This is a genomic window from Nocardia sp. NPDC003345, assembly GCF_053589395.1.
In genome coordinates this window covers 22727-37659 of record NZ_JBSFRU010000021.1, presented here as the reverse complement: position 1 = coordinate 37659, position 14933 = coordinate 22727, and the positions used below count along the sequence as shown (strand labels likewise).

Here is a 14933-nt window from a genome sequence, read left to right as displayed (position 1 = left end):
GCGCAGCGCGTCCTTCTTCGCCTCGATTTCGCCGTCGAATCCGATACCGGCGGCCAGCCAGGGGATCACGATGGCGTCGGTGACACCGGCGTCGTACTGCTCCTGGTAACCGTCGCGGCCGAACTTGTCGATGCATACGGCCTGGATCTCGAACGGCTCATCGGCCCGCCCGAACTCCGCCCGCAGCTCGCCCAGCCGGGCGATGGTGCTCTGCAGATCCTCGAACTTCATCATCGCCGAGGTCCAGCCGTCGCCGACCTTGGCCGCGCGCTTCAGCGCGACCTCGGTATGGCCGCCGACGTAGAACGGGACCGGTTCGCTCGGCGCCGGGCTCATCTGCAGCTCGTCGAAATCGAAGAACTCGCCGTGGTACTCGGCCATCCCGCCGGCCAGTACCAGCTTGATGACCTCGATCATCTCGTCGACCCGGGCGCCGCGGCGCGCGTAGGGCACCCCGCACCATTCGAATTCCTCCGGCGCCCAGCCGATCCCCACACCGAAGCCGAACCGGTTGTTCGACAGATTCGCCACCGACCCGACCTGGCGGGCGAGCAGCAGCGGATTACGCGAACCGAGTTTGAGGACATTGGTGTAGAAGCGCAGCCGCGTGGTCACCGCGGCCATGGCGGTCGCGGCGATCAGCGGATCCACCCACGGGGTCTCCGGGCCCCAGAAGCGGCTGCCGTCGGGGGTGTACGGATATTTCGCCGCCTGCGACTTCATATAGAACAGCGAGTCCGGCAGGGCGATGGAGGTGAATCCCACCTCCTCCGCGGTCCGGGCCAGTTCCGGCAGCTGTTCCAGCGGGCTCAGCGCGATCCCGAGACTGAATTGCAGAGTCATCGACGTTCCGATCCGACGACCCACATCGAGAAGTACTGCGAACCACCGCCGTACGCGTGGCCCACGGCCTTGCGCGCGTTCTCGACCTGGTAGTCACCCGCCCGGCCCATGACCTGTTTGGCGGCCTCGGCGAACCGGATCATGCCGGAGGCGCCGATCGGGTTGGACGAGAGCACGCCGCCCGAGGGGTTCACCGGCAGGGTGCCGCCGATCTCGGTCTCGCCTTTGTCGGTGAGTTTCCAGCCGTCGCCCGGGGCGGCGAATCCGAGGTTCTCCAGCCACATCGGCTCGAACCAGGAGAACGGGACGTAGATCTCGGCGGCGTCGATCTCGGCGAGCGGGTCGGTGATCCCGGCCTGCGCCCACAGCGCCTTGGCCGCAACCTGTCCGGCCTGCGGATTCACCTGGTCGCGCCCGGCGTAGGCCAGCGGTTCGGTGCGCATCGCGGTGGCGTGGATCCAGCCGACCTTCTTACCGGACGCCTCCATCGCGGTCGCCGACTGCTCGCCGCCGATCACCACCGCGCAGGCGCCGTCGGAGGAGGGGCAGGTCTCGTCGAAACGGATGGGGTCCCACAGGACCTGGGAGGCCAAAACCTCTTCCATGGTCTTGTCGCCCTGCTGGAGATGCGCGAACGGGTTCTTCGCGCCGTTGCGGCGATCCTTGGCCGCGACCATCGCGCCCACGTGCAGCGGCGCGTTGGACCGCCGGATATAGGAGCGGACATGGGGTGCGAAGTAGCCGCCCGCGCCGGCGCCGACCGGCATGGTGAACGGCACCGGAATCGACAATGCCCACATGGCGTTCGACTCCGACTGCTTCTCCCAGGCGATCGCGAGTACTCGCTCGTGCACACCGCCCTGCACCAGATTCGCGGCCACATTGGCGGTCGACCCGCCGACCGAACCGGCGGTGTGTACCCGCAGCAGCGGTTTACCGGGAGCGCCCAGCGCGTCGGCCATGTACAGCTCGGGCATCATCATGCCCTCGAACATGTCCGGTGCCTTGCCGATGACGATGGCATCGATATCAGCCATGGTCAGTTCGGCATCGGCCAGGGCCCGGTCGATGGCCTCCCGGCACATCCCGGCCATGGTGACATCGCCGCGTTTGGCGACGTGATGGGTCTGTCCGGTGCCCAGCACCGCGGCGGGAAAACTCATCGGCGGGCCTCCGAATCCAGGACGGTCACAAGGTTCTGCTGCAGCGCCGGACCGCTGGTGGCGTGTGCCAGGGTGCGGCCGGCTTCGCCCGCCATGATGGGCAGCGCGGCGTAGCCGATGCGCTCGAGCCCGGTGGCGAACATGGGGTTGGCGGCCAGTGCGCCGCCGGAGGGGTTGACCTTGGTCTCGGGTTTCAGTCCGAGGGCCTCGGTCAGGATGAGCTGCTGGTGGCTGAACGGCGCGTGCAGTTCGGCGACGTCGATCCCGCTGGTATCGCCCCCGGTCAGCGCCTGCCCCGCGGCCGCCGCCGACGGGGAGACGGTGAGATCGCGGGCGCCCAGCACGCTGGAATCGATGCGATGCGACATTCCGGTGATCCAGGCGGGCCGTTCGGTCAGTTCCCGTGCGCGGTCGCCCACGGCCAGCACGATCGCGGCCGCACCGTCGGTGATCGGCGCGCAGTCGTGGGCCCGGAGCGGGTCGGCGACGTAATCGCCGGCCAGCAGCTCGTCGACAGAGGTGCCGTCGATCGTGTGCGCGGCCGATACCGCCGCCATATCCCGCTCGGTCCAGCGGCCGGAGTCGAGTCCGGCCCGGGCCTGCAGACCCGCGATGGCCAGCGAATCCGGCCACAGCGGGGTGACCAGGTACGGGTCGAGCTGGGTGGTGAGCACCTGGCGCAGGGTGCTCGCCGAGGATTTACCGAATCCGTACACCAGCGCGGTTTCGGCCTGCCCGGAGCGCAGTTTCACCCACGCCTCGTACAGGGCCCAGGCCGCGTCCATCTCCACGTGGGATTCGTTGATCGGCGGCACCGCGCCGATCGAGTCGATGGCGGAGATGAATGAGAACGACCGGCCGGCCAGGTAGTCCGAGGAGCCGGAGCACCAGAAGCCGATATCGGATTTGGTGATGCCGAGCTGGTCGTAGAGCTGCTGGAAGCAGGGCACCAGCATCTCCACACCGTTGGTGGTGCCGTAGGTCTCCGAGACATGCGGTGCGTGCGCGAAGCCGACGACGGCGATCTCGGTGGCGTTGTCGATGGAACGCTCGGTGATGGTCACGCGGGGAGCCCTCTCACAGGTGATGCTTGTAGGTGTCGTAGTCGGCATCCGGCTCGCCGGTCGGCTCGAAATGGTCGATATTGGCCATCGTGAAGTCCCACTCCTCGCGGGGCTTCCAGACCACCTTGACCCGCATACCCATCCGCACCTCGCTCGCGTCGCAGCCGAGCACCAGATGCAGGAACGGGATATCCGCCCCGTCGAGCAGCACATACGCCGCCACATAGGGCGGTTTGATCCGCTGCCCGAGGAACGGCACGTTCACGATGCAGAAAGTGGTGACCGTGGCGGTTTCGGCCAGTTCGACCGTTTCCGCGGTGGACCGCCCGGTCATGGGGTCGACGCCGCGCGGCGGGAAGTACACCTTGCTGTCGGAGTCGGCCCGGGCGCCGATGAGCTTGCCCTCTTTGAGACCGCGCAGGAAGGTGCTCTCCTCGGGGGAGGCGGTGTGCTTGTAGTCCATCCCGATCGGCGTGACGATCCCCGTGACCGGATCCGCGTCCGCGTTCGCGGCGGGCTCGGCCGTCGGAGTCTCGCCCGGCTCGAAGCACACGATGTCGTGGATGGTGCCGGTGAGTTCGGCGGCCCAGCGCGCGGTCACGCGCATACCGGTGCTGATCTCGTCCGGGCTCTGCACATCCACCGCGTGCAGCAGCGCGGTATCGGCTCCGTCGAGCTGGATCAGCGCGTAGGCGAACGGCCGGTCGAAGGGCTGGCCCGGCAGCGGGTCGCGCACCCAGCTCCAGGACTTCACGGTGCCGACGGTGGCGACCTCGACGAACTCTGTGAGCGGTTCGGCGGTCACCGGGTCGAATTCGGCCGGCGGTACGAGTACCCGGCCATCCGTTCCTCGGTTACCGAAGACGCGCCGCTCGCGCAGGCCGGTAAGGAACTTGCCGATGATGGGTCCCACGGAGCGCGTGTAGTCGAACTCCATCCGCAAGGGCGCACTGAGCACATCGCTCGGTTTCAGTCCTGGCGGGCGTTCCTGCGTAATTACCGTGGGTGCAGTATTCCCATGAGTCACGATATCGAGTAGAACAGGTTCTTATTCTGCTGGCAAGCAGTAGGCCGGAAAGGGGTCGGATGTGAAGTTCGGATTGCAGCTCGGATACTGGAGCGCCGGACCGCCGGAACATGCCGCCGAAGTCGTCGTGGCGGCCGAGGAGGCCGGGTTCGACGCCGTGTTCGCCGCCGAGTCCTGGGGCTCGGACGCGTTCACGCCGCTGGCCTGGTGGGGTTCGGCGACCGAGCGGGTGCGGCTGGGCACCTCGGTGGTGCAGTTGTCCGCGCGGACACCCACCGCTACCGCGATGCACGCCCTGACCCTCGACCATCTCAGCGGCGGCCGGGCCATCCTCGGACTCGGCGTCTCGGGTCCGCAGGTGGTGGAGGGCTGGTACGGCCAGCCGTTTGCCAAACCGTTGCAGCGCACCCGCGAGTACGTCGATATCGTGCGCAAGGTCTTGGCCCGGCAGGGCCCGGTGACCAACGACGGCCCGAACTACCCGCTACCCTTCAACGGTCCCGGCGCGACCGGTCTGGGTAAACCGCTCAAGCCGATAACCCATCCGCTACGTGCGGATCTGCCGATCTGGCTGGGCGCCGAGGGACCGAAGAACGTCGCCCTCACCGCTGAGATCGCCGACGGCTGGCTCGCCATCTACTACACGCCGCGGATGGCGGGCGTCTACAACGAATGGCTCGACGAGGGCTTCGCCCGCCCGGGTGCCAGGCGTTCGCGGGAGGACTTCGAGATCGCCGCGACCGCGCAGGTGATCATCACCGACGATGTCGCCTCGGAGATCGAGCGGATGCGCTGGATCACCTCGCTCTACATCGGCGGGATGGGTGCACCGGAACTGAACTTCCACGCGCAGGTGTACCGCCGGATGGGTTACGAGAAGGAGGTCGACGAGATCGGCACCCTCTTCCAAGCCGGTAAGAAGGCCGAGGCCGCGGCCGCCGTTCCGGACGAGTTGGTGCTGGAGACGGCGATCATCGGGAACGAGGCGCAGGTCCGCGAGCAGATCGGGGTCTGGGAGGCTTCCGGGGTCACGATGCTGCTGGTTTCGGTGCCCGATTTGGAGCAGTTGAAGCGGTTGGCGCCATTGGTCGCCACCCTGTGAACTTGTTTCAGAAATGCCCCCTGCCGCCGACCTCCGGGCCCTCCCGGTGGTCGGTGGGCCGCATCCCCGGCGGAATGGGCGCAGACGCGGCAGCGCTCACCGCGCCGATTTCGCATTCGCCGCGCTCGACCACCCCGACGTGTTCTCGGGGTGGACGCTGCCGCAGCTCTGCTTGTGCACGTGGACAAATGTCCGATAACGTCGCCATGAGCTCGCGGGGGCGGAGGAGCCGGTCCGGCCTGCGGTAGCGGAGTTCCGGTATCGGCGCAAGGGAACGAATTTGAGCAGCTTGCGAAGGTCGGCGGGTGCCGTGCTGGCCGGGGTGGGGGTGGTCCTGGTCGTGACGGGGTGCGGGACGTCCACCGGTGGAACCGGAGAGCCGTCCGGGGCAGTCGTCACCTCGGCGGCGCCGGTGGTGCCGAGTGGGTTCGATCCGTGCACCGATATCCCGCAGGAGGTGCTGGATTCGGAAGGCTTGCGGTCGACCAATAGTTCGACCTCCACTGACGAGATGCGACGTGGTGATTTCGCCTGGAGCGGTTGTCGGTGGGTCGTTTTGGACGGCTACTCCGCGAGTATCAGTGCGACGAATCTGACTGTCGATAAGGTCCGTGAGAAGGACGTGCCCGGGGCGCGGGAAGCAGTGGTGCATGGCCGGGCGGTCGTTATCGCGCAGCACGCCGGGCCGACCAGTTGCACGTTGAACGCAGAGATAGAAGGGGGGAGTCTCGAATTCCTCGTCGACAACCCACCATCTCGTGCAAAGACTGGGGATCAGCACCCCTGCGATATTGCAACGCGACTCGCGGAGAAGGTACTACCTCTGCTCCCAGCGGGAGCCTGAAGGTGCGAACGAGGGGCGGAAGCGGGGTGGGCAATGGCAGATGAGAACACGCGCCCTATGCAGGGCATGATCGATGCGGCTGGCGATGGACGATTGTCGGTGTCCTTCAACAGCGATGTTCGGATGAATGCGGAGGAATTCGTCTACATCGACCGCGATTGTGAGGCGATGAAACTCAAGATTCAGGAGCTGCAGAATATCGCGGAGGGGATCGCGGGTCGTGAGGCCTGGGGTCTTGGTGAGGACCCGGGCAGCTGGATACAGACCGGTAAGGTGCTGGTCTCTCGTTTTCGGAACAAGGTGCAAGGCGACGCGTCGGGGAACAGTGTGCACGCCATCCTGGAGCGGCACTATCAGATCGTGGACAGTATTCAGCAGCTGCATCGCACGATAGCGCAGCGCTACCTGGACACCGACAGCGAATTCGCCGCGCGGTACAACGAGGTCATGGCGTCCGCCCCGCAGGGATTGCAGGTACCGAAGTGAGTGATCTCAGCTACGAGCAATCGCTGATCCTGAAGAACTGCGCGCGGGAGAACCCCACCGCGCATTCGCATACCGAGATCAAAGAGATCTTCGATGCGATGGACCCGATGAATGCGACATACGCCCGCGACGATTACGCCGCTATCGCCACCGCCTGGGAAGAGACCGTCACAGTGTTCGCCGCCCGGATCCGGCGGTCCAGCGAATCGGCGTGGTCGGGCCCGGCGGCGGAGACCTCGCGGCAGGCGATCGGTGATTACGCCACCGATGCCACGAATCTGACGCCCGCGCTGTGGGGGCTGGCGTACCGGGTCGACAATATGGTGTCGGCGGTGCTGACCACCAAGAACGGGATGCCGCCGGTGGTGCATGATCCGCAGAGCATCCTGTCGCCGGGGGACTGGTTCGACGGTGACGGCGGGGTTTCGGAGGCGGAGCAGGGTGCCCAGCAGCATATGGCCACCAACTATGTGACCCCGGCGGTCTCGGCGGACGGCCAGGTTCCGGTGCTCCCGCTGCCACGCAGCCCGGTCGCGGTGAACGACGGCGGCGTACCGAACACCACGGATACCGGTGACCCCGGGACTTCGCCGGCGGGTGACCCGACGGAATCCGAGACACCGGGACAGGACACTCCCGGCGAGGAGCAGCCCGGCGAACAGCAGCCGACCGGCGAAGAACCCACATCGGAGGACAGCCCGTCGGAGTCGACCGAGTCCGAGGACGGCACACCGGAATCCACCATGCCGAGTACCACCGGTGATCCCGCGGTGACACCGGCGTCGACCACCACCGGTACGCCACCCGGCGTACCGGGCAACCCCAGCGGACCCGGCGGCCCGGGCAGTCCGGCGGGGGCTCCCGGTTCGGCCGCACCCGCGCCGGGCCAGACCTTACCGGGTTCGCCGGTTCCGGCCGGGGCGGCGACTACCGCCGCGGCCAGGGCTGCGGCCGGTGCACCCGGGACCCGCGCAGGTATGCCGATGATGGGCGCGGCGGGCGCTGGTCGTGGTGGCGGCGGTGACGACGATCGCGACCGGCAGACCCCCGATTACCTGATCACCGAGGAGAACACCCGGGAACTGCTCGGTGAGGAACCGCGGACCATTCCGGGCGGTGTGCTCGGTGCCGACGTACCCGCCGCGGGCCCGTCGGAACCGCCGCCCCGTATCTGAGCGGCAGACCGGTTCGGACCGCCTCGTTTGTCGGCCCACCGCGTGCGAGTAGCGGGCGCCCGGCTCGCTGCCTTCCACGCCGCTGTCCGCCGGCGACCCCTTACCCGAGGCTTTCGATACCAGATCGCGGGCCGATATCGCTCGACTGGAACGGATACCACCCGCATGGCCTGGACCTGGGAACCGGACACTTTCGCCGCGCACTGGTTCGACGAAGGCAACGACCGAATGCCCGCGCCCCTGCGCTACCGCAGCCGATTCCCCACGATCGACGAGTTCGAGGCGCATCGCGCGGTCGTCCGCGCGGGCGGCGATATCGACGAGCAGGAGCGGATCCGCTTGCTCGTGCACACCCTCGCGCACTGCGATATGCGAATCGAGGTCATATTCCGTTCGGTGGTGTACCGGGGCGGCGACGGCCACACCCGCAAGGATCTGCGCCTGGTCGGCGCCCGCACCCACACCCATGCGGTGGTGCTCGGTCAGACTGCCGTAGGAGACCGGGACAGCGATATCCGGGCCCAGTTGTTGCGCGCCGACCAGCTTCCCGCGGCCCTGGCCGCCGCCATCCCACCGTGCGAACCCGGTCGCGACAAGCCCGCCACTTTCGACCTCGCGGATGTGAAGCCGTCGCAGCACACGGCCCGTTCGGTCGACTCCGGAAGTCCGCGTGGACGTTTCGAACAGCTCGCCCGCCGCCCGGCCGACGGAGGCGGGCACGCGATTCTCCGGCTGGGCGATCTGCACGCGGCGCCCAGCCGCTTTCGCGCGATGCAATGGTTCGACATCACCGGCGACGGCCGCTACGTCGAACAACGCACTCGCACCCACCTCGAACTGCGGCCCGCGAGTCCGCGGGGATTCGGCGCCGGGTTCGCCGCGTGGATCGACCAGGCCGAGCGCACGCTCCGGGAAACCGCGGACGACGTGAGCTACTGACCGGCCGCCCGGGTGGGCGGGGGCCATCGGGTGGGGAGCGTTCTCCGGACTGGGCGGGCCGTGGTGTCCGGGTGTCGTCCGGCCGCGGGCGGCTCGCTCTTCGGCGCGGATTCGACCGGTGTTCACCGGTAGTCCTGGGCGCAGAGCAGTGGTGGATGCAGACCTTTGTCTACGACCCGGATACCGATCCAGGGACAGGGGTGGTGGCCGTGCGGCCCGATCCGGCCGGCCCGGATCGGGGCGAAGTCCCGGCATCCACCGGGGCAGGCGATCGAAGCGGTCGGCCCCCAAGGCGTTCTGCCATGGTGAGTGACGATGCGCAATTGCCGGGTGGTGATGAACGCCCGGCACCCGCACGGCGGCACCGTGTCGCGCACCCCGACCCCGATCCACGGGCAGAGTCCCTCGACATTGCGGAAATGCGGTGCGATCTGCCCACCGGTGACCAATGCGCCGCGCAGGCAGTGCAGCGATTCGGGGCACCGGACGACCAGTTCGTTCTCGTCGTGGTGCGCGATGGACAGCGCCGCCAGGGGAATCCAGGGTTCGGTGTGCAGAGCGCAGGCGTCAGCGGCCATGGCGCGCCTCGGGGTGAGCCGCCCGGTAGCGGGCGATTACGCCATCGATTTCGTGCTGGGTGCGGGTCTGGTATCCCCGGCCGGTGCCGAATTGGCGCAGGCTGTGGGCCACTCTCTCGAGCACGTCGATGTCGTGGCACGTGATCGGTCCCGGCAGCCGCGTGGCCGCGGCCCTCGCCCGCCGGTCCGGCGGCGTCCGTCGCGGTAGGGCGGGTGCCCCGGCGTCGGGCGGTTCGGGGTGGATCCGCGGCATGGGTACCTCCGATCGTCGTTCGATACGCGCTGGGGCCGCGCTGTTTCGGCGGGCCCAGTAGAGCGGACCGATCGGCGAATCCGGCACCTACGGGAACGATTCGATCGAATCGACCCGAAGTCCGAGAGCGCGATCCGGCGATCACCCGGAGGACATCCACAAATGTGATGGATCGCATCCACAGAAAACGGATACCGGTTCTGGATTTCGGTTCGATCCGGCCCGGCCGTGGACCAATTGGGTGATGCCCTGGGCGACCGCTGATCTACGCTCGTCGGCATCGGCAGTGACCGGCGCGACGGTCTGTGGTCGAATACTCCCGAGAGATGTGGTCGTCCGGCCGATCACAATGTTCCTTTGCGGACGTGCCGCCTGAATGGAACGATTCTCACCGGGGCAGTGATATTTCGGATCGATCAGGGGTGCTCGTCGTGCCGCACGAGCACCGTGGGCGGGAGCTGCCCGGATCGATCGACAGGTATTCGAGGGCGTGATCCAGGGGAAGAAGGCTGTCATGGCGGATATCGGCTCGACCCTCCCGCGTCGCCAGGTGGGGCGATATCTGCGGGACCTGAGGCAGGGTGCCGGGCTCACGATCGCGGAGCTGGCACGGCGCATAGAACGCGGTGCCACCACTGTGCAACGGCTGGAAACCGGTTCGGCCGAACGAATCCGGCTGTGGGATATCGAGGCGATCTGCCGAGTATGCGGAGCCGACACCACCACGATCGATGCCTTGAAAGGCTTGGCCCAGCAAGGCAACAGTAAGAGTTGGTGGCATCAGTACGGTGATCTGATTCCGCTGAATTTCGATGTGTACATGGGGTTGGAGGCGGGGGCGCGGAAGCTGACTTCCTTCGCGGAACTCGTGCCCGGTTTGTTGCAGATCCCGGACTATGCACGGACGCTCACTCGGCTCGCTCACCCCTCGGCGCCCGACAACGAGATCGCCCGGCGGATAGAACTGCGCGTGCGTCGTCAGATCATGCTCACGAAGAAAAACGATCCGGTTCCGATCGACGTCATCTTGGATGAATCGGTGCTGCACAGGGTGATCGGAAGCCGCAGGACAATGGAAGCGCAGCTTCGGCACATGGCAGATCTGGGGTGCCGGACGAATATCGATATTCGAATTCTCCGGTTCGGAGCCGGGATTCCGCTGGGCGATATGACCGGACCGTTCGTGATTCTGGACTTCGCAGATTCCTCGGCCGGGGATCCCATCGAGCCGCCGGTGGTCTACGCCGAGGGGTACACCGGGGATATGTACTTCGAGGATCCGGAAGTGGTCGAGCGATATCGCAACGCCCACGCCGACCTGCGGCGGGTAGCCTTGAACGCGCAGGACAGCAGGCAGCTGCTTCGCGAGAAGGCAAGGGAGTTCGCAAGGTGAGCGTCGATCGATCCGGGGCCCGGTGGTTCAAGAGCAGCTACAGCGGTGGTAGCCGGGAGTGCATCGAAGTGGCGTTCATCGAGGGTGCTGTGGTCGGCGTGCGCGATTCCAAAGATCGGGGTGGCCCCACCCTCTCCTTCACCTCCGCGGCCTGGGATGCCTTCACAACGAACACCCGTTCCGGCCGGTTCGACCGCCCGTAGCGAGTGGGGCCTGAGCGGGAGATGGTCGAAGGTCTCGCTCAACGGTCCAGGTCTGCCCACCACCGGTCGACCGATGCCGCGGTTCCGAGTTCGGGCCGGCCCTCGGGGCGGTCGGCGTAGTAACCGAGGAAGCGGTACAGCCGGTATCCGTCGACGGCCATCCGATTGCATTCCAGAACAATCTGCCCGGTTCGCGCCGGGCGGTCCAGCATCCAGATCTGGCGCGACTGCTTTCCCACCGGCAATGTCGGTGTCGAAGCATGCCAATCCCACCGCGCACCGGGCGATCCGCTGATGATGATCAGCGGGCCTTGCTCGAACGCGGTGAGGAGGCGAGAGATATCGTCCCAAGCGATCCGAGTTCGAGAACTCCAGCCTTCGTGGATCACTTCGTCGTCGGTGAGCACGATCCGTCCCGTCCGCAGCCGGCCCATCAAAGCGAGCACCGGGGCGGACGCGCTACACAGCCCGAGACAGCCGACGATCAACGCCAGCGGCCAGTGCGTACCCCAGGCCGCTGCCGCGATCTCGATACCGGCGGAGAGGAAGAGAACCGCAAAGCCGGTCCAGATCAGTTGATACAAGAGGAAATAGGTAGTCGACCCAGGAATGATGGTCGCACTCTTGCCATCCACCGAATCCAGCCGAATGCCCCTCTCTGGCCGAATCGGCCCGAAGCTCGTATACGTCCCCATTGCGACCACGACAGCCATAGCGAGGCCGAACAATCCCACGTACTTGGCTGCGAGCTGCGCAGAATGGTCCTCGCTGCGCCACATCAGTAGGGCCGCAGCAGCGCATAGACCGGTCAGGCAGGCCAGGAAGATTATGGAGACAGCACGTTTTTGCGTGAACCCTCGTGCATCGACCCACGGCCTCGGATACCCGGGTAGGTCAGAAGAGCGCATTCCATGCCTTCGAGATTCCGCCACCGATAGCGTCGCCTGTCGATTCCAGCGCTTCGACTCCACCGTCGATGGCATTCCCCACGCTGAGTCCATCCGAATAGAGAGAATCGACAGCCCCCGAGGTAAAGAGCCCGGCGGCCGCCCCAACAACGGTGCCTGCCGCAGCGCCGACGAGGTTACCCGGCCCCGGCACGACAGTGCCGACGGCCGCACCAACTGCTGCACCTGCGGCGACGGAGGCACCGAACCCTGCAAGACCGGAGACGACGGCCTGTTCCGCGGGTTTGCCGTTGTAGATGTCGTAGGCGATACCTGCGACCGCGAGCGCACCGCCGACCCGGAAACCGATCTTTGCGCTCTTGGTTTTCGCATTGCCGGACTCATCCAACAGATCGCCCGCCTTCAGCATTTGCTGGCGTGACCAGTCCATATCGCGATAGACCGTTTGGCGTGGGGTCCCGGCGGGAGCGTTCTTGGCTTCGATCATCGCCTTCAGCGCGTCGCTGGATGCGGTTGCTGCGCTCTGGAGAAGCATCGACGAGTGTTTTACGGCCAAGGCCCCGGCCGCCCCGTTGATCATGTCGCCGATGACCAGGAACCACTTGTCCTTGACATCGTTCTGCATGTTCGTCCAGGTAGATCCCCAAAAGCCCTCTCGGTTTCGGACCTGTTCCGCTGCCCCGGAGGCAGTGTTGTAGGCCGCGAGCAAGGTGGCGTCATCCCCGGACGGTTTGTCTATAGTCTGATCTCGAACGGTAAGTCCAGCATTGCTCGCGTTGGTACGGATGGTCGACATGTCGGCCTGTGCCTGCTGGACCTCCCCGGCCAGCGTATCGAGCGCAGTCGCGTACTTCTGCACCTCGGTGACGAAACCATTCGCTTTGTTGGCGGTATTCCGGGTCTTGGCGGCGAAGGCATCGCCCGCCTCCCCGTCCCACCCGGACTCGGCGAGGCCACGCACCTTGTCGAGGTCTGTCACAGAGATCGATAGTTGGCCTGCGAGCGTGTCTCGTAACCATCCGGCGGCCGCGCGGATGCTGGCCGGGTCTCCATCGACACGGGTATCGATGCCCATCGGTCAGACCACCGTCCACGTTTGCCGGATCACCGTATCGGCTGTCGTATCGTCCTGCTCTTTGTACTTCGCGGCGGCGTCCGCTACCGCACTGCTACTTGCCGCCATTCCAACAACGAGCTGGCCGGCGCCGTCCATCAGAACTGACAGGATCGCAAGGACGGACGGGGTCACCGTGCCGGCATCCAAAGTATCCGGGGTCTTGTCGTTCGTTGCATCGAGTTCGGTGCTGGAGGTCGCCAGCGTGCTTACTATCGTTGCCAGCGAATCCTGGTCGATATACAGGTCGGTCATGCGCGCGGGTACCTCCGGTTCTCCTCCGGAATGTAGACATCGAGGAGCAGGACATCGAACGGTCGTGCCTGTTGTAGTGCATCGAGGGCCACGGTCGGGGTCCACATCCAGGGTTGATCTTCGCCGCAAGAGGTCAGCAGTCGATCGAGTGCCGAATATGCCAGACAGGCCACACGGCCGTCGCGCATCCGGCGCAACATGATCTGTGCGTCCGCGACCTGCTGTACTTCTGCCAAGACCGGCAAGTAGACAACGGGTGGGAAATTCTTCGGAAGAGGTGTGCCCCCCTGACCGAACTGGCTGCGGCCGGTTTCAATCGCGGCCGTAGTACCGAACTCGTTCATGTGCCGCATGCTAGTCGGTCTCCGCGTTGGTCAGCGAGCCTTCAAACGAGAGCGGGCCGAGGGTGTTACCTCGGCCCGCTTTCGTTTCAGGCGGGTTCGCCCACCGCCTCCTCGACCCACTCCGGCGGCAGGTCGAAGAGCGGGAAGAGCCGGTCGGTGTCGAGGAAGAAGTTGAGGCCGGCGATTTCGCCGTCCCGCATCTCCAGCACCGTGATCGACCACGGCACCCAGCGCCCCGGTTCGCCGCTGGGTTTGTAGTGGCCGAAGGCGGGGTGGCCGTTGGCGCCGGGCAGCGGGACCATTCGCGAGCCGCGGCAGGCCGCGCCGGTGCCGAGCATGAAGGCGGCCACGTTCTCCGGGCCGGAGATCCAGAGATCGAAGGGCGGCATGGACAGCGCCACATCGGTTTTCAGCAGTGTGGTGAGGGCGTCCATATCGTATGCCTCGAACGCCGTGACGAAATCGTTGATGAGTTTGCGCTGGTCGGAATCGGTTTCGTCGTAGCTGTCGGTATCGGCGGGCTGCACCTTGCTCATGGTGGCGCGGGCGCGCTGCAGGGCGCTGTTCACCGACGCCGTGCTCATGGTGAGCGCTTCGGCTGTTTCGTTGGCGGAGAACCGCAGGACCTCGCGCATGATCAGGATGGCGCGCTGCGTGGCGGGCAGATGCTGGCAGGCGGCGACGAAGGCGAGGCGGAGACTGTCCTTGGCGGACACGTGGTCGGCGGGGTCGGAACCGAAGGCGAGCGAGTTGGGGATGGGTTCCACCCAGACGTAGTCCGGTTGCGGCGGGCCGAGTGGTTTGTCCGGTGTCGAGGGGCTCGACAGGTCCATCGGACGGGCCCGGCGCTGAGGGCCGTCGAGCATGTCCAGACAGATATTGGTGGTGATCTTGTAGAGCCAGGATCGCAGGCTGGCCCGGCCCTCGAAGGAATCGTAGGACTTCCAGGCGCGGGTGAAGGCGTCCTGGACGGCGTCCTCGGCCTCGAAGGACGACCCCAGCATGCGGTAGGCGTAGGCGCAGAGTTCGCGTCTGTGCGCCTCGAAGGATCTCAGTACATCGGCATCGACGGTGCCGGTCTGCTCGCTCATGGGTGCCATGCTGGCATAGCCCACCGACATCTGAACAGGGGATGAAACACGCAGTTCGCGCGGGTTATCACAGGTGCATCAGGGGGCTTCAGCGGCCACAGGCGGGAGGGCCACGCCGGGGGTCCCGGAGATTTTTCGGGGGCGCCGATTA

Annotated in this window: 17 protein-coding genes; 7 read left to right on the top strand and 10 right to left on the bottom strand. The window is 66.3% G+C overall.

What is annotated here, in order from left to right; translation table 11 throughout:
• The 4 genes from ACWDU1_RS04795 to ACWDU1_RS04780 form a co-directional block, all read right to left on the bottom strand.
• Positions 1-837: TIGR03619 family F420-dependent LLM class oxidoreductase (locus ACWDU1_RS04795; protein ID WP_449995930.1), on the bottom strand; the 837-nt coding region annotated here is incomplete at its 3' end.
• Positions 838-839: 2 nt separating this feature from the next.
• Complete coding sequence (locus ACWDU1_RS04790) at positions 840-2006, bottom strand: thiolase domain-containing protein (RefSeq protein WP_449995927.1); 1167 nt, start codon at positions 2004-2006, stop codon at positions 840-842.
• Complete coding sequence (locus tag ACWDU1_RS04785; protein WP_449995926.1) at positions 2003-3070, bottom strand: thiolase domain-containing protein; 1068 nt, start codon at positions 3068-3070, stop codon at positions 2003-2005. The genes ACWDU1_RS04790 and ACWDU1_RS04785 overlap by 4 nt, the downstream gene beginning before the upstream one ends.
• Before the next feature lie 13 nt (positions 3071-3083).
• A complete protein-coding gene (locus ACWDU1_RS04780) occupies positions 3084-4097 on the bottom strand; it encodes a Zn-ribbon domain-containing OB-fold protein (protein WP_449995925.1) in 1014 nt (337 codons plus the stop codon).
• A gap of 61 nt (positions 4098-4158) precedes the next feature.
• Here ACWDU1_RS04780 and ACWDU1_RS04775 point away from each other — a divergent pair, with 61 nt between their 5' ends.
• The 5 genes from ACWDU1_RS04775 to ACWDU1_RS04755 all read left to right on the top strand — a co-directional run bounded on the left by ACWDU1_RS04775 (position 4159) and on the right by ACWDU1_RS04755 (position 8643).
• Complete coding sequence (locus ACWDU1_RS04775) at positions 4159-5199, top strand: LLM class F420-dependent oxidoreductase (protein ID WP_449995924.1); 1041 nt, start codon at positions 4159-4161, stop codon at positions 5197-5199.
• Positions 5200-5509: 310 nt separating this feature from the next.
• Positions 5510-6043, top strand: coding sequence for a DUF3558 domain-containing protein (locus ACWDU1_RS04770; protein WP_449995929.1), 534 nt, complete (start codon positions 5510-5512; stop codon positions 6041-6043).
• Between the two features lie 33 nt (positions 6044-6076).
• Entirely contained in the window at positions 6077-6529 is a 453-nt protein-coding gene (locus ACWDU1_RS04765; RefSeq protein WP_449995923.1) for a hypothetical protein, read from the top strand.
• Entirely contained in the window at positions 6526-7704 is a 1179-nt protein-coding gene (locus ACWDU1_RS04760; protein ID WP_449995922.1) for a WXG100 family type VII secretion target, read from the top strand. Before ACWDU1_RS04765 ends, ACWDU1_RS04760 begins: the two co-directional genes overlap by 4 nt.
• A gap of 165 nt (positions 7705-7869) precedes the next feature.
• Positions 7870-8643: an ESX secretion-associated protein EspG gene (locus ACWDU1_RS04755; RefSeq protein WP_449995921.1), complete on the top strand. Its 774-nt coding sequence runs from the start codon at positions 7870-7872 to the stop codon at positions 8641-8643.
• Positions 8644-8765: 122 nt separating this feature from the next.
• On the opposite strand, the gene ACWDU1_RS04750 is transcribed toward ACWDU1_RS04755, so the two are convergent.
• Complete coding sequence (locus tag ACWDU1_RS04750) at positions 8766-9221, bottom strand: hypothetical protein (protein WP_449995920.1); 456 nt, start codon at positions 9219-9221, stop codon at positions 8766-8768.
• Positions 9222-9988: 767 nt separating this feature from the next.
• Between ACWDU1_RS04750 and ACWDU1_RS04745 the strand changes: the two genes are divergently transcribed.
• Entirely contained in the window at positions 9989-10867 is an 879-nt protein-coding gene (locus ACWDU1_RS04745) for a helix-turn-helix domain-containing protein (RefSeq protein WP_449995919.1), read from the top strand.
• On the top strand, positions 10864-11070 hold the full coding sequence (locus ACWDU1_RS04740; RefSeq protein WP_449995918.1) for a DUF397 domain-containing protein: 207 nt from the start codon (positions 10864-10866) through the stop codon (positions 11068-11070). Before ACWDU1_RS04745 ends, ACWDU1_RS04740 begins: the two co-directional genes overlap by 4 nt.
• A gap of 38 nt (positions 11071-11108) precedes the next feature.
• Here the strand turns inward: ACWDU1_RS04740 and ACWDU1_RS04735 are convergent, their stop codons facing one another.
• The 5 genes from ACWDU1_RS04735 to ACWDU1_RS04715 all read right to left on the bottom strand — a co-directional run bounded on the left by ACWDU1_RS04735 (position 11109) and on the right by ACWDU1_RS04715 (position 14791).
• Positions 11109-11783, bottom strand: coding sequence for a hypothetical protein (locus tag ACWDU1_RS04735; protein ID WP_449995917.1), 675 nt, complete (start codon positions 11781-11783; stop codon positions 11109-11111).
• Between the two features lie 181 nt (positions 11784-11964).
• A complete protein-coding gene (locus tag ACWDU1_RS04730) occupies positions 11965-13053 on the bottom strand; it encodes a hypothetical protein (protein WP_449995916.1) in 1089 nt (362 codons plus the stop codon).
• A 3-nt stretch (positions 13054-13056) separates the two neighbouring features.
• The gene (locus ACWDU1_RS04725) at positions 13057-13347 is read right to left on the bottom strand and encodes a hypothetical protein (RefSeq protein ID WP_449995915.1); all 291 of its coding nucleotides are present in this window, start codon (positions 13345-13347) and stop codon (positions 13057-13059) included.
• On the bottom strand, positions 13344-13691 hold the full coding sequence (locus ACWDU1_RS04720) for an SAV_915 family protein (protein WP_449995914.1): 348 nt from the start codon (positions 13689-13691) through the stop codon (positions 13344-13346). Before ACWDU1_RS04720 ends, ACWDU1_RS04725 begins: the two co-directional genes overlap by 4 nt.
• Before the next feature lie 86 nt (positions 13692-13777).
• Positions 13778-14791 (bottom strand): sigma-70 family RNA polymerase sigma factor, encoded by a 1014-nt coding sequence (locus ACWDU1_RS04715; protein WP_449995913.1) that lies wholly within the window; start codon positions 14789-14791, stop codon positions 13778-13780.
• Positions 14792-14933: the final 142 nt, after the last annotated feature.

Bases quoted from the DNA above. Each gene is read 5' to 3' on its own strand.
- ACWDU1_RS04790 (WP_449995927.1), bottom strand. From the start codon at position 2,006: ATGAGTTTTCCCGCCGCGGTGCTGGGCACCGGACAGACCCATCACGTC.
- ACWDU1_RS04765 (WP_449995923.1), top strand. From the start codon at position 6,077: ATGGCAGATGAGAACACGCGCCCTATGCAGGGCATGATCGATGCGGCT.
- ACWDU1_RS04755 (WP_449995921.1), top strand. From the start codon at position 7,870: ATGGCCTGGACCTGGGAACCGGACACTTTCGCCGCGCACTGGTTCGAC.
- ACWDU1_RS04750 (WP_449995920.1), bottom strand. From the start codon at position 9,221: ATGGCCGCTGACGCCTGCGCTCTGCACACCGAACCCTGGATTCCCCTG.
- ACWDU1_RS04745 (WP_449995919.1), top strand. From the start codon at position 9,989: ATGGCGGATATCGGCTCGACCCTCCCGCGTCGCCAGGTGGGGCGATAT.
- ACWDU1_RS04735 (WP_449995917.1), bottom strand. From the start codon at position 11,783: ATGGCTGTCGTGGTCGCAATGGGGACGTATACGAGCTTCGGGCCGATT.
- ACWDU1_RS04730 (WP_449995916.1), bottom strand. From the start codon at position 13,053: ATGGGCATCGATACCCGTGTCGATGGAGACCCGGCCAGCATCCGCGCG.
- ACWDU1_RS04725 (WP_449995915.1), bottom strand. From the start codon at position 13,347: ATGACCGACCTGTATATCGACCAGGATTCGCTGGCAACGATAGTAAGC.
- ACWDU1_RS04720 (WP_449995914.1), bottom strand. From the start codon at position 13,691: ATGAACGAGTTCGGTACTACGGCCGCGATTGAAACCGGCCGCAGCCAG.
- ACWDU1_RS04715 (WP_449995913.1), bottom strand. From the start codon at position 14,791: ATGGCACCCATGAGCGAGCAGACCGGCACCGTCGATGCCGATGTACTG.